The sequence below is a fragment of the Saccharothrix obliqua genome (assembly GCF_019375475.1).
GTDB classification, from domain to species: Bacteria; Actinomycetota; Actinomycetes; order Mycobacteriales; family Pseudonocardiaceae; genus Actinosynnema; species Actinosynnema obliqua.
Genome location: NZ_JAHXGQ010000001.1, coordinates 1,231,055 through 1,255,143, shown reverse-complemented (window position 1 = coordinate 1,255,143; position 24,089 = coordinate 1,231,055). Strand labels below are relative to the sequence as shown.

Here is a 24,089-nt window from a genome sequence, read left to right as displayed (position 1 = left end):
GGTGACCGTGATCGGGTAGGAAGGTCGTGCGGCTGTGTCTACGTCGTCTTCGTCCACTGGACTGGACAAGCGTCCGACCGTCGACCCCCACGACGAGCCGTCGGCCGAGTGGGGTTGGCACGGCACCTTCCCCAAGGGCATCAGGATCGCGGGCTGGCTGTCGGTGCTCGCGACGTTCGCGCTGCTGATCGGCAACCACCACGGGCGCACCGAGGACATCTGGGTGATCGCGTTCGGCGCCGGCATGGCGTTGCTGCTCATCTGGGAGCAGGTCCGCAGCCGCACGTCCTGGCGCAAGCGGTAAGCCCACCGGCACCACCGACCTCGGATCGGCCTGGAATCACCTCGGCCACCGACTCACCACAACCCGAGGACCGTTCGGTAACAGGCCGTGACCAGCGGGTCCGGCTTCCCTCTCCTCGTCATCACGCATCCACCGCCCGGCGGAATTTCCCACCTCGTGAACGCCGGTTGCGCGGAAGTGCGTACGACAGTTGGCTCAGTGTCGCGCAGCGCACCCACCAACTCGCTCTCCGTGAGAGGAAGCACCCGCCATGTCCGTCACGGACGAACTCCTGGCCAACAACGCCGCCTACGTGGAGCAGTTCACGGGCCCGCTGCCGCTGCCGCCGTCGAAGCACGTCGCCGTCGTGGCGTGCATGGACGCCCGGCTCGACGTGTACCGCGCGCTGGGCTTGAACGAGGGCGAAGCACACGTGATCCGCAACGCGGGCGGTGTCGTCACCGAGGACGAGATCCGGTCGTTGGCGATCAGCCAGCGCCTGCTCGGCACCAAGGAGATCATCCTCATCCACCACACCGACTGCGGGATGCTGACGTTCACCGACGACGAGTTCAAGCGGGCGATCCAGGACGAGGTGGGCGTGAAACCGCCGTGGGCGGCGGAGGCGTTCAAGGACGTCGAGGAGGACGTGCGGCAGTCCGCGGCACGCATCCGGAACAGCCCGTACATCCCGGTGAAGGACTCGGTCCGCGGCTTCGTGTTCGACGTGGCCACCGGGAAACTGGCCGAGGTGGTCTGACCGCCTCCGCGGCGGCCGGCCCCCGACACCGGCCGCCGCACCCCGCAACACGAACCACCCCGCGTTACACGCCTTCCGCGGCGAGCTGACCACACGCCGCCGCGATCTCCTGACCGCGGGTGTCGCGCACGGTGCACTCCACGCCCTGCTCCTTGACCCGGCGGACGAACTCCCGCTCCACCGGCTTGGGCGACGCGTCCCACTTCGACCCCGGCGTCGGGTTCAGCGGGATGACGTTGACGTGCACGAGCTGCCCCAGGTGCCGACGCAGCACCTTGCCCAGCAGGTCCGCACGCCACCCCTGGTCGTTCACGTCCCGGATCAGGGCGTACTCGATCGAGACCCGGCGCCCGGTCCGGTCGGCGTACCCGCGGGCCGCCTCCAGCACCTCGGCGACCTTCCACCGCGTGTTCACCGGCACCAGCGTGTCGCGCAGCTCGTCGTCCGGCGTGTGCAGCGACACCGCCAGCCGGACCTGGAGGTTCTCCTCGGTCAGCCGGCGGATCGCGGGCACCAGCCCGACCGTCGACACCGTCACCGACCGCTGCGAGATGCCCAGCCCGGCGGGCGCGGGATCGCAGATGCGGTGCACCGCCTCCACCACGCGCTTGTAGTTCGCCAACGGCTCGCCCATGCCCATGAACACGATGTTCGACAGGCGTCCGGGGCCACCGGGCAGCTCGCCGTCCCGCATGGCCGCCGCGCCGCGGCGGACCTGGTCCACGATCTCCGCCGTCGACAGGTTCCGGGTCAGGCCGCCCTGCCCGGTGGCGCAGAACGGGCACGCCATGCCGCAGCCGGCCTGCGAGGAGATGCACAGCGTCGCCCGGTCGGGGTACCGCATGAGCACGGACTCGACCAGCGTGCCGTCGTGCGCGCGCAGCAACGTCTTGCGCGTCGTGCCGCCGTCGGCCTCGACGGCCCGCAGCTCGGTCCACAGCGGTGGCATGAGGTCGTGCACGAGCCGGTCCCGCGAGCCGGCCGGGATGTCGGTCATCTCGGCCGGGTCGACGGTCAGCCGGCTGAAGTAGTGGTTGGACAGCTGGGTGGCCCGGAACGGCTTCTCACCCAGCGCCGCAACAGCCTCTTTCCGCTGGTCGGCGGTGAGGTCGGCGAGGTGGCGCGGCGGCAGGCCGCGCTTGGGCGCGTCGAAGACGAGGGGAAGTGCAGTCATGACGTCATCCAGTGTCCCACGTCCGACCGACCAGTCTCACCGTTGCATCGCGACCCGTTCCGATATATCGTCGACACGTCACAAGGTATCGGAAACAAGGAGACGACATGCACCACGACCACCACTCCCACCACCACCGCCTGCTGCGCGACCGCGGTTTCGGCGATCCGCGCCGCGGCTTCGGCGGCTTCGGCCCGTTCGGGGGTCCGCCACCGCCGCCCGCCCCACCCGGGTTCTTCCCGGGCGGTCGCGGTCGCGGCAGGCAGCGCAAGGGGAACGTGCGCGCGGCAGTCATGGCCCTGCTGGCCGAACGCCCGATGCACGGCTACGAGATGATCCAGGAGATCGGCCAGCGCACGGACGGCCTCTGGCGGCCGAGCCCCGGTTCGGTCTACCCGACGCTGCAACTGCTGGCGGACGAAGGTCTCGTCGCGTCCAGCGAGGAGGCGGGCGGCAAGAAGCTGTTCACGCTCACCGAGACCGGGCAGGCGGAGGCCGCCAAGCTGGAGGGCGCGCCGCCGTGGCAGCAGGTCAACGACGAGATCGACCTGCACGCGGCCAAGCTGCGCACCGCGTCGCGGCACCTGGGCTCCGCGCTGGAGCAGATGGCCCACGCGGGCACGCGTGAGCAGAAGGCACGTGCCGTCGAGGTCCTCAACGAGTGCCGGCGCAAGCTCTACGCCATCCTCGGCGAGCTGGACGTCGAAGAGGACACCGACGACGAGTGAGCTACCAGCGGTCGTGCACCAGTGGCCGCACCAGCTCGTCGTAGACGGCGCGGACCTCGTCGTCCACCGACAGCGGCGCGAGACCCGCGGCGGCCGAGTTGGCGATGGCCTGCTCGGCGCCGCGGGCGCCGGGGATCACCACGGTGACGCCGGGCTGGTCCACGATCCACCGCAACGCGAACTGCGCCATGGTCATCCCCTCGGGCACCAACGCGCGCAACCGCTCCACGGCGGCCAGGCCCACCTCGTAGGGCACGCCGGAGAACGTCTCGCCGACGTCGAACGCCTCGCCGTTCCGGTTGAAGTTCCGGTGGTCGTCCGCGCCGAACACGGTGTCCACCCGGTACTTGCCGGACAGCAGCCCGGAGGCGAGCGGCACGCGGGCGATCACCGCCACCCCGGCCTCCGCCGCCGCGGGCAGCACTTCCTCCAACGGCTTGAGGCGCAACGCGTTCAGGATGATCTGGACGCTCGCCACCCCCGGCCGCGCGATGGCGGTCAGCGCTTCCGCGGTGGTCTCCACCGAGACGCCGTAGGCGGCGATCCGCCCGACGTCCACCATCTCGTCCAACGCGTCGAACACCTCGTCCGTCGAGTAGACGGGCGTCGGCGGGCAGTGCAACTGCACCAGGTCGAGCGTGTCGACGCCGAGGTTGGCCCGCGAGCGGTCGTTCCACGCCAGGAAGTTCGCCCGGTTGTAGTTCTCCGGCACCTGGTCGACCCGACGCCCCATCTTGGTGGCGACGAAGAGGTCTTCCCGCCGTTCCCGCAGGAATTTGCCGATCAACGCCTCGCTGCGGCCGTCGCCGTACACGTCGGCCGTGTCGAGGAAGTCGACCCCGGTGTCGACGGCGGCGTGCAGCACCGCCAACGCGTCGGGCTCGGCCACCTGCCCCCAGTCCGCGCCGAGCTGCCAGCAGCCCAGGCCGACCACGCCGAACCGCCGTCCCAACCTGCCCGCGTCGCGCGTCTCCACGCCCGAATCCTAGGCACGCGCCCCGCCCGGCAGCACGAGGCCGACCGGTTTACGTCGGGTGTGCACCCGGTACCCGACTTCGAACGACAACCCGGGAACGGCCGCGATGGCCCGTTCGGCGATCTTGGCCGAGAACTCGATCCGCAACACGGCCTCCAGGTCGTCCCGGCTCTCGAAGCGCCACAACGCCCGCACCCGTCGCATCGAGAACCCTTGGGCGACGAAGAACTCCTCGACCTCCGACGGCCGGTAACGCGGTTCGTCGGCGCACAACCACGGCCCATAGGGCTCAGCCGTACCATCGAGATCCACGATCGCCAACGTCCCACCCGGACGCAACACCCGGTCCGCCTCCCGCAGCCCGGGTTCACAGCCGGGACCGAAGAAGTACGCCGTGCGGGCGTGCACCAGGTCCGCCTCGCCGTCCCCCAGCGGCAACCGCTGCGCGGGAGCCGCGACCACGGAGGCGTTGGGCACCCCGACGACCCGCTCCCGCGCCCGCCGGACCAGCGGCGGATGCGGCTCGACCCCCACCACCCGCCGGGCCGTCCGGGCGAACACCGGCAGGTGGAACCCGTCGCCGCAGCCGACGTCCACGACGAGCCCGCCGGCCCAGTCGCACTCCTCGGCGAGCGCGGCCCAGATCGCGCCCGAGACGTCCTGCGCCCGGTTCTCGACCTCGTAGACCTCGGGCCAGTGCCAGATGTTCGGACTGGGCAGCACATCGGCGGACCGCACAGCCGCCAACGCGGCACGGACAATCCCTCTCACAACCCAGCACCCCTCACAACCCGACGCCCTTCACCAAGCAACACCCTTCACGAACCATCTCCAGAAGTCGTAGCGTGATCTTCCACCCAGCACGCAGGAGGCAACGGTGTCAATCGTCCCGAACACCCCCGCTCTCGCCGAACGACACCACGGGACGCCCTGCTGGGTGGAATTACCGACCGCCGACCTCCAGGCGTCGATCGACTTCTACACGGGCCTGTTCGGCTGGACCTACGCCGACGTCCAGGGGAGAGCGGTGGCCGTCGTGGGCGGGCTGCCGGTGGCCGAACTCCTGCCGGCCGACGGCGGTTTCGGCTGGACGCTCTACCTGCACACACCACACGCCAGAGCGACCGCGGAAAAGGCCCACGCCCTCGGCGGCCACGTGCTGCGCGAACCGGACGAGACCAGCACGCTGGTAGCGGACCCGACCGGCGGCATCATCGGCTTCCGCCACGTGCTGGCCGACTGGCTGTTCGCCACCAACGGCCACGGCACCTACGCCTGGGCGGAGCTGAACACCCGCGACGCACCCGCGGCGGACCACTTCTACCAGGAACTGTGCGGCTACGAGATAACCCAGATCGGCGACGGCCAAGCCGTCGACTACACCACCTGGTCGGTAGCCGGCACCCCAACCCTGGGCAGGCAACGCATGGGCAGGGCCTTCCCGGCCAACACCCCGGCCCACTGGATGACCTACTTCACCGCCGCGCCGGAAATCGGCACGGACTCGGTCGCCACCCGCGTGCTGGAACTGGGCGGACGCATCTCGGTAGAGCCCTACGACACCCCGTACGGCCGCGTAACAGCCGTAGTAGACCCCTCAGGCGCAACGTTCTCGGTAATCGACCCAACCCGAGCCGTCCCCTTGACCGACCAGGAAATCGGCGCCCCAGTAGACGACCCGTACGACGACTAACCCGCACACGCAGCAAGCACTCACACACACAGCAAGCACTCACAAACAGCAAGCACTCACAAACAGCAGCTCCGCTGCACACTCCAGCTCGCTGCGTGTCATCCCCGTATGGCCTGCGCGCCAGCGAACCGCGCTCGTTCCCAGGGCGCAAACACGCTCTTCGTTTGCGCCCTGGGAACGAGGGTGGTTGTCTTGACCAGGCCATACGGGGATGACACGCAGCCCGCCCTTCAAGGTCATCCTTGGCGGCCTGCCAAGCGGCGAGCGTCCGCTCTTAAACCCCGCACCTCACGGCACAAAGGCGTGCAACAACAACCACGACACCACAGCGGACGGCAGCAACGAGTCCATCCGATCCATCAACCCACCGTGGCCGGGCAACAGCGTCCCCATGTCCTTCAACCCGAGATCCCTCTTGATGAGGGATTCCACGAGATCCCCGGTCGTCGCGGTGACCACGAGCGCGGCCCCGAACAACGCCCCGTGCCACCACACGCCGTCCAACAGCAGGCCGACCGAGAGCCCGCCACCCACCATCCCGGCCACCATGGAGCCGGCGAAGCCCTCCCAGGACTTCTTGGGGCTGATCGACGGCGCCATCGGGTGCTTGCCGAAGAACACGCCCGCGGCGTACCCGCCGGTGTCCGAGAGCACCACTCCGATGAGGAAGCACAACACCCGCGCCACGCCGTCGTCGGCGACCACGAGCATCACCGCGAACGACGCGAACACCGCGACGTACACGACGGTGAAGATCGACGCGGTGACGTCCCGCAGATAACCGTCCGCGCCGTCCTTCAACCGCCAGATCAGGCACACGATGACGGTCACCACGAACGCGGCCAGCACACCGTCCCGACCGAACGGCCAGGCGAGCCACACCACCGCCTGGCCGCCGAGGAGGACGGGCACCAGCGCGACCCGGATGTCCGCGCCGCGCTTCAACGCCCCGGTCAACTCGTACATCGACACCGCCACGGCGACCGCGACGATGCCGACGAACAACTGCCGCACCGTGAACAACGCGAACAGGATGACCGCGCCCAGACCGACGCCCACGGCGATGGCCGAGCGCAAGTCCCGACCCGCGCGTGAAGCGCTCTTGCCGGCCGCGCCCTGCTCGCCACCGCCTGACACCTGTGCTCCTATCACGGCCGCCGGCCGAGGAAACCACGCGACGGCCCTCCGGACCGACCGCTCCTACCCGAACACCCGGGAACAGCCGAACACCCGGGAACAGCCGAACGCCCAAGCAGCACCCGAGCGCCCAGCCGCACCGCACCGCACCGTCAGACTTCCAGCAGCTCGGCTTCCTTGTGCTTCACCAGCTCGTCGACCTGGCCGACGTACCGGTGCGTCACGTTCTCCAGCTCCTTCTCCGCGCGGACGCCGTCGTCCTCGCCGACCTCGCCGTCCTTGACGAGGCGGTCGAGTTCCTCCTTGGCCTTCCGCCGGATGTTGCGGATGGAGACCTTGGCGTCCTCGCCCTTGCCCTTGGCGACCTTGACCATCTCGCGGCGGCGCTCCTCGGACAGCGCCGGGATGACCACGCGGATGACCACGCCGTCGTTGCTGGGGTTGACGCCCAGGTCGGAGTCCCGGATGGCCTTCTCGACCGAGTTGAGCTGGCTGGTGTCGTACGGCTTGATCACCGCCATCCGCGCCTCCGGGATGGCGACGCTGGCCAGCTGGTTCAACGGGGTCGGCGAACCGTAATACTCGACGACGATGCGGGAGAACATGGCGGGTGTAGCGCGGCCGGTGCGCACCGACGCCAGGTCTTCCTTCGCCACGGACACCGCTTTTTCCATTTTCTCCTCGGCGTCGAGGAGGGTCTCGTCGATCACGGCTGACTCCCTTGGTGTGCGAAGTTCTGCTCGAATCCCAGCAGGTCTAGAAGGACGGGCGACCACCGGGGGTGCTCACCAGCGTGCCGATCTTCTCACCACGCACGGCGCGCGCGATGTTCCCCTCGGTCAGCAGGTTGAACACCATGATCGGCATGTTGTTGTCCATGCACAGGCTGAACGCGGTGGCGTCCGCGACGTTCAGCCCCCGTTCGAGGACTTCGCGGTGGGTGATGTGGTCGAACATCAGCGCGTCCGGGTCCGTCCTGGGGTCGGCGGTGTAGATGCCGTCGACGGCCTTCGCCATCAGGACGACCTCGCAGCCGATCTCCAGCGCGCGCTGGGCGGCGGTGGTGTCGGTGGAGAAGTACGGCATACCCGCTCCGCCGCCGAAGATGACGACGCGCCCCTTCTCCAGGTGGCGCATGGCGCGGCGGGGGATGTAGGACTCGGCGACCTGGCCCATCGTGATGGCGGTCTGCACGCGGGTCTCGATGCCGTGCTCGCGTTCCAGGAAGTCCTGCAACGCGAGGCAGTTCATGACCGTGCCGAGCATTCCCATGTAGTCGGCCCGGCTGCGGTCCATGCCGCGCTGCTGGAGTTCGGCGCCCCGGAAGAAGTTGCCGCCACCGATGACGACGGCGACCTGGACCCCTGTTCGGACGACCGCGGCGATCTGGCGTGACACGGTCTGGACGACGTCGGGATCGACGCCGACACCGCCTCCGCCGAACATCTCGCCACCGAGTTTGAGCATGACCCGGCGGTAGCCGTGGCCTGGCTCCTCGTCAACCTCTGCGCTCACAGGTCCTCCTTTGGACACGGCCCCTCAACCCGGCCTCCGCACACGGCCCCGGACACGGCAAGGGCGGGGTTGCATCCTCGCGCAACCCCGCCCTCACGCGGATCAGACCTCGCCGACCTCGAACCGGGCGAAGCGGGTCACGGTGACACCGGCCTCGTCCAGCACCGCCTTGACCGTCTTCTTCGTCTCGGTCACGGACGGCTGCTCCAGCAGCACGACGTCCTTGAAGAAGCCGTTCACGCGGCCCTCGACGATCTTCGGCAGCGCGGCCTCCGGCTTGCCCTCCTCGCGGGAGGTCTCCTCGGCGATGCGGCGCTCGTTGGCGACCACGTCGGCCGGGACCTCGTCGCGGGTCAGGTAGCGGGGGCGCATCGCGGCGATCTGCATCGCGGCGCCACGCGCGGCTTCCTCGTTGTCACCGGTGTACTCGACCACGACGCCGACGGCGGGCGGCAGGTCCGCGGCACGGCGGTGCAGGTAGACGGTGACGGTGCCGTCGAAGACCGCGACCTTGGCCAGCTCCAGCTTCTCGCCGATCTTGGCGGAGAACTCCTGGACCACGGCGTCGACGCTCTTGCCGTCGAGGTCGGTGGCCTTGAGGACCTCGACGTCGGCCGGGCGGGCGGCCTGGGCGACCGCGATGATCTTGGAGGCCAGCTCCTGGAAGTCGGCGTTCTTGGCGACGAAGTCGGTCTCGCAGCGCAGCTCGATCATCACACCGTTCTCGGCGGCCACGAGGCCGTTCGAGGTGGTGCGCGCGGCGCGCTTGTCGACGTCCTTCGCACCCTTGATGCGCAGGATCTCGACCGCCTTGTCGAAGTCGCCGTCTGCCTCTTCGAGCGCCTTCTTGCAGTCCATCATGCCTGCGGCGGTCAGCTCGCGCAGGCGCTTCACGTCAGCGGCGGTGTAGTTCGCCATCGTGCGGTTGTCCGTTCCTTCTGCGGGATACGCGCGGGGGGGTGGATGCGGTTGCCGCGCCCCCGGAGCGGGGGCGCGGCACGCCGCGGGTCAGGACTGGGCGCTCTCGGTGCCCTCGGCGGGCGCGGCGGCAGGCGCGGCGGCGGCGGGCGCCTTCTCCGCGTCGGCGCCGACCAGCAGCTCCTGCTCCCACTCGGCCAGCGGCTCGTCGGTGCCGACACCCGGCTCGGGCTTGTCGGCGCCGTCCGCGACGTTGGTCCGCGCGCCGGAGCGGGCCATGAGGCCGGCGGCGGCGGCCTCGGCCACGACCTTGGTCAGCAGGGCGGCCGACCGGATGGCGTCGTCGTTGCCCGGGATCGGGTAGTCGACCTCGTCCGGGTCGCAGTTGGTGTCGAGGATCGCGACGATCGGAATGTTGAGCTTGCGCGCCTCACCGACCGCGATGTGCTCCTTCTTGGTGTCGACGATCCACACCGCGCTGGGCACCTTGGACATGTCGCGGATACCGCCGAGCGTGCGCTCCAGCTTGTCCTTCTCGCGGTTCATCATCAGGATTTCCTTCTTGGTGAAACCCTGGAAACCGCCGGTCTGCTCCATCGACTCCAGCTCCTTGAGCCGCTGGAGGCGCTTGTGCACCGTGGAGAAGTTCGTGAGCATCCCGCCCAGCCAACGCTGGTTCACGAAGGGCATGCCGACGCGCAGGGCCTCGTTGGCGATGGCCTCCTGCGCCTGCTTCTTCGTGCCGATGAACAGGATCGACCCGCCGTGCGCGACCGTTTCCTTGACGAACTCGTAAGCCCGGTCGATGTAGGTCAGCGTCTGCTGGAGGTCGATGATGTAGATGCCGTTGCGCTCGGTGAAGATGTAGCGCTTCATCTTCGGGTTCCAGCGGCGGGTCTGGTGCCCGAAGTGCACGCCGCTGTCGAGCAGCTGCTTCATGGTGACGACGGCCATGGCCGGGTTCGCACCTCTTCGATCAGGCGTGTCGGCTCTCGCCGGCACGCGTTCCGGTTCGTCGCGGCGGACCGGGTCGGGCCGCCGCCCTGGTGCCCCTGCCGCCGTCCGAACCGGAGTTGACCTCAGGACCGCCGGACGCCGTGACCCGACCACGGAAGTGATCAAAGTCTGCATTGGCACGCGAAGTCGCCCCGCACTCAGACGGGCCGCGGACCGAGTGTACGCCGACCCTCAGCCCGCACACGAACCGGCCTGGCGCTGTTCACCCGTCGAGTTGTCCACAGCCCGAGTCACGGCCATCCACAGGCCGACAAATTCTTCCCCGCCGGTGGCCGGCCCGGGGCAGGGTCGTACCCATGTCCCTGCTGCTGGCCCTGCTCCTGACCACCCTCCCCGCGCCCGCGCGGGTCGTGCACACCTGGCCCCTGCCGCCGCCTCACCCGGTGGTGAGGGCGTTCGAGCCACCCCCGACCCCGTACGGCCGCGGCCACCGGGGCGTGGACCTGGCGGCCCCGGAGAACACCGAGGTCCTGGCGTCCGCCGACGCGGTGGTGGCGTTCGCCGGGCGCGTGGGCACGCGCCAACTCATCTCCCTGTCCCACCCGAACGGCCTGCGCACCACCTACGAACCAGTGGTCCCGCTGGTCAAGGCCGGGCAGCCGGTGACCAGGGGCACCCGAATAGGCACCCTCACCCCGGGCCACCGGGGCTGCCGAACACCGTGCCTCCACTGGGGTGCGCACAAACCCAAGCCACCGCACCGCGAATACCTGAACCCCTTGAACCTCCTGGCCCGGGTCCGGCTGCTGCCCGCCTCCTGAAAAGTGTGCCGAGCCGGATCGGGCAGGGAGAGCCGACGCAATGCAAGGCACATCGAGCCGAGTCGGACCGGCCGAGTCGCCCTGACTTGGCATGATCGGCCCGCCCCACCGCGGTTCGATTCCAGTGCGCCCCGCCCAACGCGGTTTGATTCCAGTGCGGCTTGCTTCCAGTGCGACCCGGCGCGGCCCGGCCCACTCGGCCCGCCCCACCCGGTCCAGCCAAGCCCGACCGAGTCACCTCGACTCAGCCGACCTCTTCCCACCCAATGCGATCAGTCAACCCTCTAACTGCTCGTTCAACTTCGTCCGCAACCGGAGCACCGCCCTCGTGTGGAGCTGGCAGACGCGGGACTCGGTGACGCCCAGGACCTTGCCTATCTCGGCCAACGTCAGGTTCTCGAAGTAGTACAGCGTGACCACCACCCGGTCCCGCTCGGCGAGTTGCGCGATGGCGTCGGCGAGCTGCCGCCGGCTGTCCTGGTCGACCAGCGTCGCGATCGGGTCCTCCGCACCCTCGTCCGGCAGGGACTCGGCCAGTGACGCCCCCGCGCCACCCGCCGCGCGCCCGGCGGCGATCAGCTCGTCCAGCGCGACCACGCTGGTCAGCTGGAGCTGCGCGTACAGCTCACGCAGCTCACCGAGCCCGATCTTCAGCTCGGCGGCCAGCTCGCGGTCGGTCGGCGTCCGCTGCAACCGCGCGCCGAGGCGTTCCAACGCCCGCTCCACGTCCCGCGCCCGGCTGCGGACGGACCTGGGCACCCAGTCCTGCGACCGCAGGTCGTCGAGGATCGCGCCCCGGATGCGTTGCATCGCGTACGTCTCGAACTTGAGCCCTCGTTCGGGTTCGAACTTCTCGATCGCGTCGACCAGCCCGAAGATGCCCGACTGGATCAGGTCCGCCACGTCGACGTGCGCGGGCAGCCCGGTCCCGACCCGGCCCGCCACGTACTTGACCAGCGGCGCGTAGTGCAGGACCAACCGGTCCCGCAGGGCTTGTTCGCGGGAATCGCCATAGGTGTGCCAGAGCGCGATGATCCCGGCCTCGACGTCGTCCGCGGTGCGCGACTCGGACGCCGGGTGTGCGGGGCGGGCGGTCGAGGTCATGGTGTGCCGGTTGCCCGGGGGCTCGTCGTCGCCGGGTCCGGTGGTCGGGTCGTCGTCGGTGTGGTGACCGTTCGTCCGGGTCGGGGCGTGCGTGACCGAGCAGTGCGCCGCCGACGGCGTCCCGACGTGCGCGGCGGGTGGAGAGGTCACGGTTGCGGTCCGCGAACCTCCCCCTGCGACATCAGGAGCGGGGGTGGGTTCGGTCATGGATCGCCTTCAGCCGTTCGACAGTGACGTGTGTGTAGAGCTGAGTCGTTGCGAGCGTAGCGTGACCAAGAAGCTCTTGGACGGTGCGCAGGTCCGCTCCCCCTTCCAACAGGTGCGTAGCCGCGGAGTGCCGTAGGCCGTGCGGCCCGATGTCGACCGACTCGGGTACCGCACCCACTACATCGTGAACAACTCTTCTGGCGGTACGCGTGTCCAGCCTCCCGCCACGCGCGCCGAGCAGGAGTGCTCGCTGCGAACGCTCGTTGACCAGCGCCGACCTGCCGTGTTCCACCCAGCGCCGTACTGCCCGTTCGGCCGGTACGCCGAACGGCACAGTGCGTTCGCGCTTGCCCTTGCCCAGAACCCGTATCACCCTTTGGGAGTAGTCGATGTCGTCGAGGTCGAGACCGCACAACTCGGCGACTCGGACACCCGTCGCGTACAGCAACTCCACCACGGCTCGGTCACGCAGCGCAACCGGATCGCCCTGTTCCGCAGATACTTCCGCGATCGTCATCGCGGCCTCCGCCTGGTCCGGCCGCAGCACTGCGGGCAGGGTCCGGTGGGGCCGCGGAGCGACCAGCCGCGGGGCCGGGTCGTCCGCGAGCCGACCGGTCCGGGCCGCCCACGCGGTGAAGGTGCGGGCGGCGGCCGCGCGCCGCGCCAGCGTGGTCCGGCTCGCGCCCGCACCGCGCTGAGCGGCCAGCCACGAGCGCAGGCCGGCGAGGTCGATGGACTCCACGGCGACGTCGGCCGGGGTGCCGCCGGCCAGGTGGACCAGCAACGACACCACGTCGGAGAGGTACGCGCGGACGGTGTGCGGGGAGAGCGCCCGTTCCATCGCCAGGTGGCGTTCGTAATCGGCCAGGACCGATTCCACGTCGCCGGGCAGCTCACGGCGCAGCCCGACCAAGTCGACACGACGACCACGGCTGTGCGGCGGAGGCATAGCCCCTGACGCTGCGCCTCCGGGCGCTCTTGGTCAAGTAGCGCCACGCCAAGTCCCTTCGTGAGAGCGCTTCCACCCGGCGCCGTCCTCTTCCGCCAGGTCGACCTGCACGAGCTGCGGGAGCAGGCTCCGCACGCGTGCCGGGTCGACCCCGGACTCCACCGCGATCGCCTCCGGGGCCGCTCCCCGGTCGAGGGGCAGGGCCTCGAACACCCGCAGCGCCTCGCCCTGCGGCAGCCCGACCTCGGTGTTGCGCCGCGCCTCGACCAGGTCCACCCCGAGCCGCCCGGTGGACTCGATGACCTCGGCGACGCTGCTCACCGCCAGCGCCTCCCCGGACCGCAGGAGTTCGTGGCACCCGGACGAGGTCGCGGACGTGACCGGCCCCGGCACCGCCATCAGGACGCGGCCGAGCGCGGACGTCGACGCGGCGGTGTTCTTCGCACCGCTGCGCCGCCCGGCCTCGACCACGACGGTCCCCTCCCCGAGGGCCGCGATGAGGCGGTTCCTGGTCAGGAAGCGGTGGCGGGCCGGTTGCAGGCCGGGTGGGTACTCGCTCACCACCAGCCCCTGCTCGGCGATGCGGTCGAGCAGCCCCTTGTGGCCACGCGGGTAGGCGACGTCCACCCCGCACGCCAGCACCGCGATGGTCGGCCCGCCCGCCGCCATCGCGCCGCGGTGCGCGGCGCCGTCGATGCCGTACGCCGCGCCGGACACCACCGTGACACCCGCGTCGGCCAGGCCGTGCCCGAACTCGGCCGCGACGTGCTGCCCGTACCCGGAGGCCGCCCGACTGCCCACCACCGCGACCGCGCGCTCGGCCAGCACCGCCAGCTCGGCCTTCCCGCGCACCCACAGGGCCAGCGGCACGTGACCGCAGCGGAGGCCGTGCGCGGCGGCGATCTCCAGGGCGTTCAGCGACCACCGGGGCCACTCGTCGTCCTCGGGGACCACGAGCCGCCCGCCGACCGCGGCCACGGCGGCGAGGTCGGCTTCGGCCCGGTCCTCGGCACGCCGCGCGGCGATCTGGCTGGTCACCGCGGAGGGCACCTGACCACGCCGGACGCGGTCGGCCGCACGCACCGGACCGACCTCGGCGATGAAGGAGGCCAACGCCCCGGCCGGGGGTTCGGCCACGCGCGACAGGTAGGCGCGGGCCAGTCGCAGCGCGTCAGTCACCCCACACCCCCGAGGGCACCGGGCCGCACACCGGCCACCGCGTCCGGTCGCGTGGCACGCACCACCGGCAGCGGTGTGGCGCGGGGCGGCGCATCATCCGGAGAACGGCCAGCCACTCCCCCACGACCACACCGCACAGCCAGCCCTTGCGGCGGGTGCGGTGGACGTCGAGGTCGACGCACGCACGGGTACCGCGCACCGGCCCGCACTCGACCGGCCGAGCCACGCACCCGCAGGACAACGCGCTCTCCGGCTCGGAGCAGCACCTGTCGGCAGCACGCCGGGCGGCCGACCGCGCGCACCCGCGGACCGGTTCACCGGCACTCCTGGTCCGCCGGTTGGACGCCGAGCCGTGGTGATGGTGGCTGTCGGCCGCGGAACCGCAGGTCCTGCGCTGCCGGCAGTGGAGGGGAGCGGTGCGGTCGGACGGGTGGTCGGCGGGCGGGGTGGGCCGACGGCGCTCGGCCGGTGGGTCTTCGCCGGGCGGGTCCTGGTCGGGCGGGGGCTTCCGGAGTGGCGCGTGGTCGGGGGTGGCTTCGGCAGCTCCGGTTTCGGCGGGCGCGGTGAAGGGCTGTTCGGGGATGTGCCAGTCGAACGGGTGGGTTGCCGGGCGGGGGTTGATCGGGGTGGGGGTGGTCACGGGGTCGCTCCAGTGGTGAGTGGGTCGGTGGTCGGGGGTTCGGTGGTCGGGGGTTCATCGGCAGGGGCGCGGTGGGCTCCTACGCGCAGGCGTTCGCCCTGCCAGCCGAGGACCCAGCGGTTCAGGTCTTGGGGCGTGGCCAGGGGGCGGAGGCTGGGTTTGCGCTTCTCGCGGCGGGGTTCGGGTGGGGTGAAGCGGGGTGGGGGTGGGAGGCGGGTGATCTTCGGGAACGGGCGGGGTGGGGTCACGCCGTTCTCCTCTCGCGGAACTCCAGGGCGGCTGTCACGTGGTCCGGGGTGGGCTCGTCGGTTTCCGCCAGGTCGGCCAGGGTCCAGGCGACCCGCAGGCACCGGTCGGCGCCGCGACCGGTCATGGCGCCCGTCGCCAGCGCCCGGTCCACGGCGCGGGTGGTGGACCTGGGCAGGCCGAACTCCCGGCGCAGCGCGGGACCCGGCACCTCCGCGTTGGTGCGCCAGCCGTGTGCCGCCCAACGGCTCGACGCGCGGTCCCGCGCGCGGCGCACGCGTTCCCGCACCACGGCCGTCGTCTCGGGCGGCGACAGCTCCGGGCCGAGCATCACGGTCAGCGGGCGCATGGTGACCCGCAGGTCGACGCGGTCCAGCAGCGGACCGGAGAGCCTGCTCTGGTAACGGCGTTTCGCAGCGGGCAGGCAGACGCAGTCGACGTCCTTCGGCGGCGCGCACGGGCACGAGTTGGTCGCCAGCACGAGCTGGAACCGCGCCGGGTAGCGGGCTATGCCGTCACGCCGGGCGATGCGGACCTCGCCGTCCTCCAAGCACGTGCGCAACGCGTCCAGGCAACGCGTCCCGAACTCCGACGCCTCGTCGATGAACAACACACCCCGGTGCGCACGGCTCACCGCACCCGGTTTCGCCAGACCACCGCCGCCACCCACCAGGGCCTCCGCGGACGTCGAGGAGTGCAGCGACACGAACGGCGGCGCCGCCACCAGCGGTGTCTCCGGCGTGAGCAGACCGGCCACCGAGTGGATCGCCGTCACCGCGATCGCGTCCTCGCCCGACAACGGCGGCAGGAGGCCCACCAGGCGCTCGGCCAACATCGTCTTGCCCGTGCCCGGCGGCCCGCTGAGCAGGATGTGGTGCCCGAACCCGGAGAAGTTGCATCAGATGCGCGAGCCAACTGGCCGCAACTCGATGAACTGGACGGACATTAGCAGTCCGTATCACGCACGATGCAAGGTCCTGAACAGCAAGTTTGCACTGCATCAGTCATCAGATGCATGATTCGGTCGCTCTACGACGAGGCGGGTGGGCGTGGCGACAGAGACGTACGAGCCAGAGGGGTCGGCACGGTTGGTGCTGGTCAGCGGCGTGTCGCTGCTGCACGAGGAGGATGCAGTCGTCGAGGCGATGCTGACCGGGTGGGCCAGGCAGCAGGTGGGCGGGCGCGGGCTGGCGGACAAGACCGTCAAGAGGCGGGCGGGGGTGGTCCGCCGGTTCATGGAGTTCACCAACGAGTACCCGTGGAACTGGACCGCGGCTCATGTGGACGAGTGGTCGGCAGACCTGGTGGGAGTGTTGCGCCGGTCGAAGTCGACGATCCGCAACTACCACGACGCGCTGCGGTCGTTCGAGGGCTACCTGATCGCGCCGCAGTATCGGTGGATGCAGGAGTGCGAGGCGCGGTTCGGGACGCACCCCGCCCGGATCTGCTTCGAGTCGAACACGAGGGCCCACCTCGTGGACTACGAGGGCCGGCCCGAGCGGCGACCGATGACGCGGGAGGAGTTGCAGCGGTTCTTCGACTACGCCGACGACCGAGTGGACCGTGCTCTCAGGTCCGGCCGCAAGGGCGCGTTGACCGCCTACCGGGACGCCACCCTGTTCAAGGTCGCCTACGGCTGGGGGCTGCGCTGCACCGAGACCAGCAAGCTGGACGTCACCGACTGGCATCGCAACCCCAAGGCACCGGAGTTGGGCAAGTTCGGCGTATTGGAGGTCCGCTACGGCAAGGCGACGCGGGGTTCGCCGCCGAAGCGGCGCACCGTCCACAGTGTCATGCCCTGGGCGGTGGAGGCGGTCGAGGACTACGTGCTCAACGTCCGGCCGCGGTTCGGGTTCCCCGACCAGTCCGCGCTCTGGGTGACCGAGCGGGGCGGGCGGGTCCGGCCTGACGGGATCGAGCAGCGGTTCGCGGAATACCGTGACGCGCTCAAGATGCCGAAGGAACTGGTCCCGCACTGCCTGCGGCACTCTCACGTCACGCACCAGATCGAGGACGAGGCCGACCCGGGCTTCGTCCAGCGGCAGGTCGGGCACGCCTACCAGTCGACGACGGCGATCTACACCGGTGTCAGCGACGACTGGATGAACACGATGATGCGGCGGACGCTGGACAAGGCGTTGGCCACAGACGAGGAGCGGACGCGATGACGGCCAAGCTCGACTACTCCTGGAACCTGCGCAAGGTCATGGCCGATCGCGGCATGTTCTCGACCACCGACCTGCGGCCCCTGCTGGTCGAGCGGGGGATCGTGCTGTCGGCGAGCCAGGTCTATCGGCTGGTGGTCGACAAGCCCGAGCGGCTCAACCTCAAGGTCCTGGTCGCGTTGATGGACATCCTGGACTGCCAGATGACCGACCTGGTCGAGCCAATCGCCGCCCGCGCCGCCAAGCCCCGTAAGGCCGCCTCGGGGTCGGGCGGCGACACGGTCGCCGGCGGTCTGGGCACGTTGCGGCCGAAGCGGGCACGGATCGTCCCGGAATGACGGCTCGCATCCCGGGCTCCGGTCCGGGTTTCCTCGACGACCCCGATGCGGTGGTCCTGGCCCTGGTTGCCGAGGTCGAGCCCGCGCTCGACCAGGCCGCGGTCGCGGAGGCGCTCGTCCTGGCCGCGCCGACCAGGGCGCAGCGGCGCCGACTGGCCGCCGCGCTGCTCGAAGATCCCGACCTGCTCGTCTCGGGCCGCCCTCACGGGCCGCCGCAGATCGAGCGGTTGATCCGCGCGCTGCTGCCGCTGGGCGGCCGGGCTTTGGCGCTGCCGCGTTGCGGGCACTGCGGGCGGACGCAGAAGCTGTCCCAGCGCGACGGGGCGTTGAGGATCTGCGGCACCTGCGACCGGCGGCGGCGAGGCAGGGCGGAGCCCTGCACCTGTTGCGGGTCCACGGCCCAGGTCGCGGGCCGGGACCGGGACGGCCTGGCGCGCTGCCGGAACTGCCTGTCCCGTCCGGACGAGGACCCGGTCGCGGGGATCACCTCGGTGATCCTCCGGCTAAGCCCCGTCCACGACCCGCAGGGTTTGGAGGACCTCGTCCGCGCTGCGGTCCCGCAGCGGTTCCAGCTCCACCGGGTTCTCGCCGAACTGCGGGAACGTCCTGCTCTGCTCACCGGCGAAGGCGCGCACGGCTCGCCCCGGGTCAACGCGCTGATCCGCGCGCTGGTCGACGGAGGCGTCGACGGCGTCCTGCCGCCGCGCTGCCCCGGCTGCGCCCGCAGGACCGCGTTGACCCACCGACTGGACGGCCTGCGCTGCTGTCGACGCTGCTACGACGACCGCAATACCTGCACGGCCTGCGTCCGCTGCGGCCAACTCCGAGCGGTCGCCTCCCGCACTGCGAGCGGGGAGCCCGTCTGCGGGCCCTGCTATCGCAGCGACCCCGCCAACCACGAACCCTGCGCAGGCTGCGGGCGGGTCGCCCTGGTCCACCGGCACGACGGCGGGCCACCGTTCTGCCGCGCCTGCTTCCGGGCACCAACGGCGACCTGCTCGATCTGCCGGCGGGACAAGCCCTGCCACTTCGCCGACACCGACCACCCCCGCTGCGAACACTGCACGCGCATGGCACACCGACTCCCCTGTGGCCGCTGCGCTCGCACGCTGCCCATCTGGGCCAGGACCGAGGACGGGAAACCCCTCTGCAACTCCTGCAGCACCGTCCGCGCGCCCTGCCACGACTGCGGCCGCACCATGACGGTCAAAGGCCGGTCAGCCCAAGGGCCGCTTTGCGCGACCTGCTACCGACGGCACCCGGTGTCCTTCCGGCCCTGTGTCGACTGCGGGTCGACCGAACGCCTGCACCACCACGGCCTCTGCCCTGGCTGCGCGGCCCGCCAGCAGCTGTTGGCACTGCTCACCGGACCCGAGGCCACCCTGCCCGGCCACCTCGAACCGGTCTTCCACCTCCTCGCCGCAAGCGATCCGACAGCGCTGCTGCCCTGGCTCGGGAAGTCGGCCGCCCGCGCTGTCCTGGCCGCGGCAGCAAGCTCAGACAGGCCACTGACCCACGACGACCTGGACCGGCACCTGCCCAGCAAGGCCGTCGACCACCTGCGCAAGATCATGGTTGCGGGCAAAGTCCTGCCCGGTCGGGACGAATACGTCGTCCGGTTCGAGCAGTGGACCGCGACCGTCGTCACCGGGGTCGAGGACCCTCACGATCGGCGGGTGGTCCGCAGTTTCGCCACCTGGCACGTCCTGCGCAGGCTCCGCGCCCGCTCCGAGACACGTCATCTCCTGCAAGGGCAGGTCGACCAATGCCGAGCCGAGGTCCGCGCAGCCGTCGCCCTGGTCGTCTGGTTGCGGGCCAACGACAGCACGCTGGCCGACTGCACCCAGCACCACATCGACCGCTGGCTCACAGACGAACCCAGTACCACCCGACACGCCCGCGCCTTCCTGACCTGGGCACACCAGCACAAGCACGCCGGCGATGTCGAGATCCCGGCCCACTCCCCCGACGGCCGGATCGGCGACCGCATCGCCGACGACCACCGATGGGAACTGGTCCGGCAACTGCTGCACGACGACACGTTCGCGCTCGAAGACCGCGTCGCCGGCTTGATGGTCCTGCTCTTCGGCCAGACCCTGACCAGGATCGCCCGCCTGCGACGGGACCAGATCACCACCGACCGGACCGGGACCACCCGCATCAGGCTGGGCCAGTCACCGCTGGACCTGCCCTCGCCGCTCGATGACCTCGCCCTCCGCCTGGCGGGCGGGCACCACGGCCGCTACGTCCTCGGGCACCCCCCGGACCACCACTGGCTCTTCCCGGGCGCCCCAGGCCGCCCGCTCAGCACCGGCCGTCTCCGGGACCGACTGGCACACATCGGAGTCCGGGCACGCGCCGGGCGCAACGCCACCCTCATGGACCTGGCCGGACAGCTCCCCGCAGCCGTTCTCAGCAAGCTGCTCGGCATCCACATCAGCACGGCGGTCCACTGGACGAACCACGCCAGCGCACGCGACGCCGCCTACGCCGCCGAGGTCAGCCGCCGGAACCGCACCCACTGACAACCGTGTTGCGGCCCGGCAGGACGGCAGGCTCATTCGGGAATGCTCGAACCGCGCATCCCGAACTGCTGGCTGAGATCATCCGCGAGTTGACGGGCTACCCCCCGCAGCGCTGCAACGTCGTCATCGGCAGAGAACGACGCCTCCACAGCCAACAGGTGCCGGACCCCACGCGCCTCTTCAACAGGGGAATACCGCGAGTCCCGCGTCCCTCCGATCATCCGGTTGTCGATCGCCATCAGAGGGCGGATCGGCTGCACAGGACCGTAGTCCCACAGCACACTCGCAGAGGTCAAGATCGTCCCGACCCCACCGAGCTCGCGGACATGGGTCGACACCAACGCGATCGTCTCCGCGATCGCCGCATCGACGAGTCTGACTGGCACCGGCCTTGCATCGACGACACCCGAGACGCGGCCACGCAGGAACGTTGACATGCCCATCGCCACAGCGACGGAGCCATCGTGATGCAACTCCACGATGGCTCCATCGACCAGCTCACGGGGGTCGACCGAGGAGTGATTCGACCGGATGACCCAGCGACGCAGACCATTCCTCGGGTTGAGGATCGCACCCCTCGGCAGCAGTTCGTTCAACACCGGCACCCGGCCTTGCGACTTCCCGAACACCTCGTTGACCAGCTCTTCAGCCTTCACCACCGTCGCGGTTACCTGCTCGCGTTCCGGACGCCCGCTCAGCAAAGCCAATGGCGCGACGGGCCGAGCCGCCACCGCAACCCAGACCCCCTTCAGCAGGTCGATCTCAGGACGCAAGCCGTCGATCAACGCGCTCAGCGCCGCCCGATCGTCGCCCCGCCGGGTGAAGCGATCACGATAGGCACGCTCAAGTTGGCCCTCCGACATCCAGTTCGTGTCTGTCCCATAGCGATACGGCACACCCATCTCGTTCTTCTCGCCGATCACATGGGGCGCGTCCGGACTCGGCGGCACGAACACGACGATCAGGCCGGGAGCTCCGTCTTCGCCGTCGAGCGCCTCGATCCGCAGACCGTCGACCAACGGCCGCACATACCGGTTGGCGAACGACCTCAGAGCCTGCCGATCCCGCTCGCCATTCGGCACGCCGGTCAGCCCCACGGCGCGCTCGTTCTTCTCACGAACCCCATGAACGATCAGCCCGCCGCGGGTGTTGGCCATCGCCGCAACGTCCTTGGCGAACTCCAAGCGCTTCTTCTCGACCTCGGGAGGCAGCGCCTGTTTCCAGTCGAGGTCGTCAGCCTCGGCCACTCCCGCCTCGACCGCCTGGACCACCATGGCATGCGTCAGCGGAGTCGGCGAAAGACCCAACTCCGCATGGAGCCGTGACCACATGATCGGCATCACACGATGCTAACTGTCCCGGCCTCCGACCCTGCCCCACATCGAGCGAACTGCAGCAGATCGAATTCCGATGGTTACCCAAGCAAGGCGCGGAGTGGGTCACGAGCGATAACCCCTGGCCAGAACCTTCTCTAGCTAGGTAGCGATTTGAAGTCTAGTTAGGTAGAGTGAGTGCATGATCGGACCACGGATGACACCGCAGACGATCGCGGTGCTGCACGTGCTGCTGGAGGACCCGGCAACACCGCGCTACGGGCTCGACATCGCCCGCCAGGCCGGGCTCAAGACCGGCACCCTGCACCCGATCCTTCACCGCCTCCAGCAGGCCGGGCTGATCGAGAGCTTCTGGGAAGACCCCGCCGACCACGAAGACCAGGGCCGCCCGCGACGTCGTTACTACCGCTTCGTCGGCGAGGGAGCCACCCTGGCCTACCAGGCCATCGCACGAGCCGAAGCCACCGCCAGCAGCGTCCTGACGCTGCGTCCCCAGCCCGGACGCTGAGGAGAGGCACGGACCCATGCCGCACACCTCGCTGCGCATACAAGCGATCGTCTCCCTGACCTACTTCATCCTCAGCAGCGTTTGCTGCGGGCTTTTCGCCGTCATAATCCTCGATGGCGGGCTCGTCTTTGACGGCGATGGGGCGGGCAACGTTGCGTTCCCCACCGTCATGGCCGTCGGCCTGATCATCGTGAGCATCGCCAGTGGCCACACCTTCATCGTCACCCGCAGGATGAGAAGGGCCAGCAGCAACCCAACGAGAGCCCGCGGGGCATCAACGGCGATAGGTTCTGCATCTTCCAGGACTGAGCAGTCTCCGGAGTCCAGCGCTGTCGCGGTCGTCAGCCGACTACTTCCTGCAGATGTCAGGGACGAGTACCGCGAAGAGTGGACCGCATGGATGCTCGACCTGCGGGCCTGCGGCACACCCCGCGGCCGACGATGGATCGAACTCCTCACCATCCTGAACGCCGCCCTCCGGCATGCGGCACGGCGAGTGGTGGACCGATGAGGCGACCGTCGGCCAGGGTCGTTAAGACCATCGGCATGACCGGTGGCGCTGGTGGAATGGTGGCCGCCGCCCTGGCAGCGGGCTGGATCGGCGCCGCCCTGCTGATCATCGCCATCCTCGCGCCGATCATCGCGATCTGCTGGATCCTCGCCGACCCCGACCGCCCGCAACGACTCGCCCTGCTCGTCACCACCTGGCGCCACGGCACCACCACACCACCCCGACGAGCCACCACTACAAAGCCTCGGCACGCGAACAACGAACCATCTGCCACGAGCTGACGCCCGACACCTGGAACGAGCGTCAAAGCACCGAACTCCGCAAGGTCGAATATCCGGGGTTACCAACACCCGCCGCCGCGACCTCCAGCGCCCACCTGGCCTCCGGCTGACCCACCACGTCGGCCAGCTCCTTGCCCGGCGGCGCGGGCGGCGGGCCGGTCGCGGGCGCATCCGCCAACGCCGCGTCGTCACCGTTCAGCCAGGCGATGACGTCGGCCAACGTCGCCGCGCCACGCACCTCCACGCCCGCCACCAGCGCCGCCTCCGGCAGGGACGCCTCGGGCACCACCGCCCGCGCCAGACCCGCCCGCCGCGCCGCCAGCAACGCGGGCAGCACGCCCCGCACGGTGCGCAGCCGACCGTCCAACGCCAGTTCGCCGAGCAGGGCGGTGCCGCCCAGCCGCTCGCCCGGCACGGCCTGCGCCGCCGCCAGCACGACGCACGCCAACGCCAGGTCGTAGCCGGAACCGCCCTTGGGCAGGGTCGCCGGCGACAGGCCGAGGGTCACCCGCTGGGTCGGCCACGCGTGCGCGCTGTTGCGCACCGCGGCCCGGACGCGGTCCTTCGACTCGTGCAACGCCGCGTCGGGCAGGCCGAGCAGCTGGGTCCGGACCGAGCCCGCGCCCACGTCCGCCTCGATCTCCACCGGCACGCCGTCCACGCCGAACAACGCCACCGACCACGCACGCGCCAACGCCATCTCAGGCACCCCGCACGTGGTGCAGGCGGATCGGACCGGACCGCGGCCACAGGATGCCCACCAGGTCGCACCGGATCTCCAGGTGGTGCAGGCCGTGCGCGGCCCGCCAGCGGGCGGCCAACCCGCGCACGCGGGCCAGCTTGTCCGGTGTCACGGCCTCCAGCGGACCGTCGCGCCCCGTCCCGGACCGGCACTTGACCTCGCACACCACGAGCCGCGCGCGGTCGGTCGCCACGATGTCCAGCTCACCGGCCGGGCACCGCCAGTTCCGGGCCAGCACGGCCAGCCGCTCGCGCTCACGCAGGTAGCGGCACGCGACCTGCTCGCCCAGGCGCCCCAGTTGCTGCTTGGTCGGCATCACACTGCTCCGTTCGGTCGAACCGGTTGATCCGGTGTCGACTCTGCCGAAGCTGATCAGGTGTGGCCAACAGGTAATCGCA

Annotated in this window: 25 protein-coding genes and 2 pseudogenes; 11 read left to right on the top strand and 16 right to left on the bottom strand. The window is 70.3% G+C overall.

Going from position 1 to position 24,089, the window contains the following annotated elements; genetic code table 11:
• Positions 1–34 precede the first annotated feature (34 nt).
• Positions 35–304, top strand: a complete 270-nt coding sequence (locus tag KZQ38_RS06045; RefSeq protein ID WP_219439169.1) for a DUF2631 domain-containing protein — start codon at positions 35–37, stop codon at positions 302–304.
• Between the two features lie 250 nt (positions 305–554).
• Positions 555–1,043 (top strand): beta-class carbonic anhydrase, encoded by a 489-nt coding sequence (locus tag KZQ38_RS06040; protein WP_219439167.1) that lies wholly within the window; start codon positions 555–557, stop codon positions 1,041–1,043.
• Positions 1,044–1,107: 64 nt separating this feature from the next.
• On the opposite strand, the gene rlmN is transcribed toward KZQ38_RS06040, so the two are convergent.
• On the bottom strand, positions 1,108–2,217 hold the full coding sequence (rlmN, locus tag KZQ38_RS06035; RefSeq protein ID WP_219439165.1) for a dual-specificity RNA methyltransferase RlmN: 1,110 nt from the start codon (positions 2,215–2,217) through the stop codon (positions 1,108–1,110).
• A 107-nt stretch (positions 2,218–2,324) separates the two neighbouring features.
• On the opposite strand from rlmN, the gene KZQ38_RS06030 reads away from it, so the two are divergent.
• A complete protein-coding gene (locus KZQ38_RS06030) occupies positions 2,325–2,945 on the top strand; it encodes a PadR family transcriptional regulator (RefSeq protein ID WP_257900610.1) in 621 nt (206 codons plus the stop codon).
• A gap of 1 nt (position 2,946) precedes the next feature.
• On the opposite strand, the gene KZQ38_RS06025 is transcribed toward KZQ38_RS06030, so the two are convergent.
• Both KZQ38_RS06025 and KZQ38_RS06020 read right to left on the bottom strand, forming a co-directional pair.
• The gene (locus tag KZQ38_RS06025) at positions 2,947–3,921 is read right to left on the bottom strand and encodes an aldo/keto reductase (RefSeq protein WP_219439163.1); all 975 of its coding nucleotides are present in this window, start codon (positions 3,919–3,921) and stop codon (positions 2,947–2,949) included.
• A gap of 9 nt (positions 3,922–3,930) precedes the next feature.
• Complete coding sequence (locus KZQ38_RS06020) at positions 3,931–4,692, bottom strand: class I SAM-dependent methyltransferase (RefSeq protein WP_219439161.1); 762 nt, start codon at positions 4,690–4,692, stop codon at positions 3,931–3,933.
• Between the two features lie 166 nt (positions 4,693–4,858).
• On the opposite strand from KZQ38_RS06020, the gene KZQ38_RS06015 reads away from it, so the two are divergent.
• Complete coding sequence (locus KZQ38_RS06015) at positions 4,859–5,614, top strand: VOC family protein (protein ID WP_308258256.1); 756 nt, start codon at positions 4,859–4,861, stop codon at positions 5,612–5,614.
• Between the two features lie 288 nt (positions 5,615–5,902).
• Here the strand turns inward: KZQ38_RS06015 and KZQ38_RS06010 are convergent, their stop codons facing one another.
• The 5 genes from KZQ38_RS06010 to rpsB all read right to left on the bottom strand — a co-directional run bounded on the left by KZQ38_RS06010 (position 5,903) and on the right by rpsB (position 10,138).
• Positions 5,903–6,751 (bottom strand): phosphatidate cytidylyltransferase, encoded by an 849-nt coding sequence (locus KZQ38_RS06010; RefSeq protein WP_219439157.1) that lies wholly within the window; start codon positions 6,749–6,751, stop codon positions 5,903–5,905.
• A gap of 152 nt (positions 6,752–6,903) precedes the next feature.
• On the bottom strand, positions 6,904–7,461 hold the full coding sequence (gene frr, locus KZQ38_RS06005; RefSeq protein WP_219439155.1) for a ribosome recycling factor: 558 nt from the start codon (positions 7,459–7,461) through the stop codon (positions 6,904–6,906).
• Between the two features lie 46 nt (positions 7,462–7,507).
• Entirely contained in the window at positions 7,508–8,218 is a 711-nt protein-coding gene (gene pyrH / locus KZQ38_RS06000; RefSeq protein WP_219439442.1) for a UMP kinase, read from the bottom strand.
• Between the two features lie 150 nt (positions 8,219–8,368).
• On the bottom strand, positions 8,369–9,184 hold the full coding sequence (gene tsf / locus KZQ38_RS05995; RefSeq protein ID WP_219439153.1) for a translation elongation factor Ts: 816 nt from the start codon (positions 9,182–9,184) through the stop codon (positions 8,369–8,371).
• 90 nt (positions 9,185–9,274) lie between these two features.
• Positions 9,275–10,138 (bottom strand): 30S ribosomal protein S2, encoded by an 864-nt coding sequence (rpsB, locus tag KZQ38_RS05990; RefSeq protein WP_219439152.1) that lies wholly within the window; start codon positions 10,136–10,138, stop codon positions 9,275–9,277.
• Positions 10,139–10,497: 359 nt separating this feature from the next.
• On the opposite strand from rpsB, the gene KZQ38_RS05985 reads away from it, so the two are divergent.
• Entirely contained in the window at positions 10,498–10,962 is a 465-nt protein-coding gene (locus tag KZQ38_RS05985; RefSeq protein ID WP_219439150.1) for a M23 family metallopeptidase, read from the top strand.
• Positions 10,963–11,238: 276 nt separating this feature from the next.
• Here KZQ38_RS05985 and KZQ38_RS05980 read toward each other — a convergent pair whose 3' ends face one another.
• The 5 genes and pseudogenes from KZQ38_RS05980 to KZQ38_RS05960 form a co-directional block, all read right to left on the bottom strand.
• Positions 11,239–12,066, bottom strand: a complete 828-nt coding sequence (locus tag KZQ38_RS05980) for a FliA/WhiG family RNA polymerase sigma factor (protein ID WP_219439440.1) — start codon at positions 12,064–12,066, stop codon at positions 11,239–11,241.
• Positions 12,067–12,247: 181 nt separating this feature from the next.
• Positions 12,248–13,222 (bottom strand): tyrosine recombinase XerC, encoded by a 975-nt coding sequence (locus KZQ38_RS05975; RefSeq protein ID WP_219439148.1) that lies wholly within the window; start codon positions 13,220–13,222, stop codon positions 12,248–12,250.
• 33 nt (positions 13,223–13,255) lie between these two features.
• Positions 13,256–14,401 carry a DNA-processing protein DprA gene (gene dprA, locus KZQ38_RS05970; protein ID WP_219439146.1) on the bottom strand — a complete coding sequence of 382 codons (1,146 nt, stop codon included), beginning with the start codon at positions 14,399–14,401 and terminating at the stop codon, positions 13,256–13,258.
• Entirely contained in the window at positions 14,394–14,600 is a 207-nt protein-coding gene (locus KZQ38_RS05965) for a hypothetical protein (protein WP_219439143.1), read from the bottom strand. The genes dprA and KZQ38_RS05965 overlap by 8 nt, the downstream gene beginning before the upstream one ends.
• Positions 14,601–15,285: 685 nt before the next feature.
• Positions 15,286–16,167, bottom strand: a pseudogene (locus KZQ38_RS05960) (ATP-binding protein); the annotation flags it as partial.
• A 163-nt stretch (positions 16,168–16,330) separates the two neighbouring features.
• Between KZQ38_RS05960 and KZQ38_RS05955 the strand changes: the two are divergent.
• From KZQ38_RS05955 to KZQ38_RS05945, 3 genes are read left to right on the top strand one after another with little or no spacing between them, the layout of a single operon-like run.
• The gene (locus tag KZQ38_RS05955; protein WP_308258255.1) at positions 16,331–17,455 is read left to right on the top strand and encodes a tyrosine-type recombinase/integrase; all 1,125 of its coding nucleotides are present in this window, start codon (positions 16,331–16,333) and stop codon (positions 17,453–17,455) included.
• On the top strand, positions 17,452–17,790 hold the full coding sequence (locus KZQ38_RS05950) for a helix-turn-helix domain-containing protein (protein ID WP_219439141.1): 339 nt from the start codon (positions 17,452–17,454) through the stop codon (positions 17,788–17,790). Before KZQ38_RS05955 ends, KZQ38_RS05950 begins: the two co-directional genes overlap by 4 nt.
• Positions 17,787–20,315: a site-specific integrase gene (locus tag KZQ38_RS05945; protein ID WP_219439139.1), complete on the top strand. Its 2,529-nt coding sequence runs from the start codon at positions 17,787–17,789 to the stop codon at positions 20,313–20,315. Before KZQ38_RS05950 ends, KZQ38_RS05945 begins: the two co-directional genes overlap by 4 nt.
• Positions 20,316–20,347: 32 nt before the next feature.
• On the opposite strand, the gene KZQ38_RS05940 is transcribed toward KZQ38_RS05945, so the two are convergent.
• Positions 20,348–21,655: an AlbA family DNA-binding domain-containing protein gene (locus KZQ38_RS05940; protein WP_219439137.1), complete on the bottom strand. Its 1,308-nt coding sequence runs from the start codon at positions 21,653–21,655 to the stop codon at positions 20,348–20,350.
• Between the two features lie 175 nt (positions 21,656–21,830).
• Between KZQ38_RS05940 and KZQ38_RS05935 the strand changes: the two genes are divergently transcribed.
• Genes KZQ38_RS05935 through KZQ38_RS05925 form a run of 3 tightly spaced genes read left to right on the top strand, consistent with a single transcriptional unit; the run spans position 21,831 to position 22,949 of the window.
• Positions 21,831–22,157 (top strand): PadR family transcriptional regulator, encoded by a 327-nt coding sequence (locus KZQ38_RS05935; RefSeq protein WP_257900609.1) that lies wholly within the window; start codon positions 21,831–21,833, stop codon positions 22,155–22,157.
• Between the two features lie 16 nt (positions 22,158–22,173).
• Positions 22,174–22,668, top strand: coding sequence for a hypothetical protein (locus KZQ38_RS05930; RefSeq protein ID WP_219439135.1), 495 nt, complete (start codon positions 22,174–22,176; stop codon positions 22,666–22,668).
• Positions 22,665–22,949, top strand: coding sequence for a hypothetical protein (locus tag KZQ38_RS05925; RefSeq protein ID WP_219439134.1), 285 nt, complete (start codon positions 22,665–22,667; stop codon positions 22,947–22,949). Before KZQ38_RS05930 ends, KZQ38_RS05925 begins: the two co-directional genes overlap by 4 nt.
• A 67-nt stretch (positions 22,950–23,016) precedes the next feature.
• Here the strand turns inward: KZQ38_RS05925 and KZQ38_RS05920 are convergent.
• Together KZQ38_RS05920 and KZQ38_RS05915 are read right to left on the bottom strand one after the other, a co-directional pair.
• A pseudogene (locus KZQ38_RS05920) lies at positions 23,017–23,649 on the bottom strand (magnesium chelatase domain-containing protein); the annotation flags it as partial.
• Between the two features lies 1 nt (position 23,650).
• The gene (locus KZQ38_RS05915) at positions 23,651–24,007 is read right to left on the bottom strand and encodes a YraN family protein (protein WP_219439130.1); all 357 of its coding nucleotides are present in this window, start codon (positions 24,005–24,007) and stop codon (positions 23,651–23,653) included.
• Between the last annotated feature and the right edge of the window lie 82 nt (positions 24,008–24,089).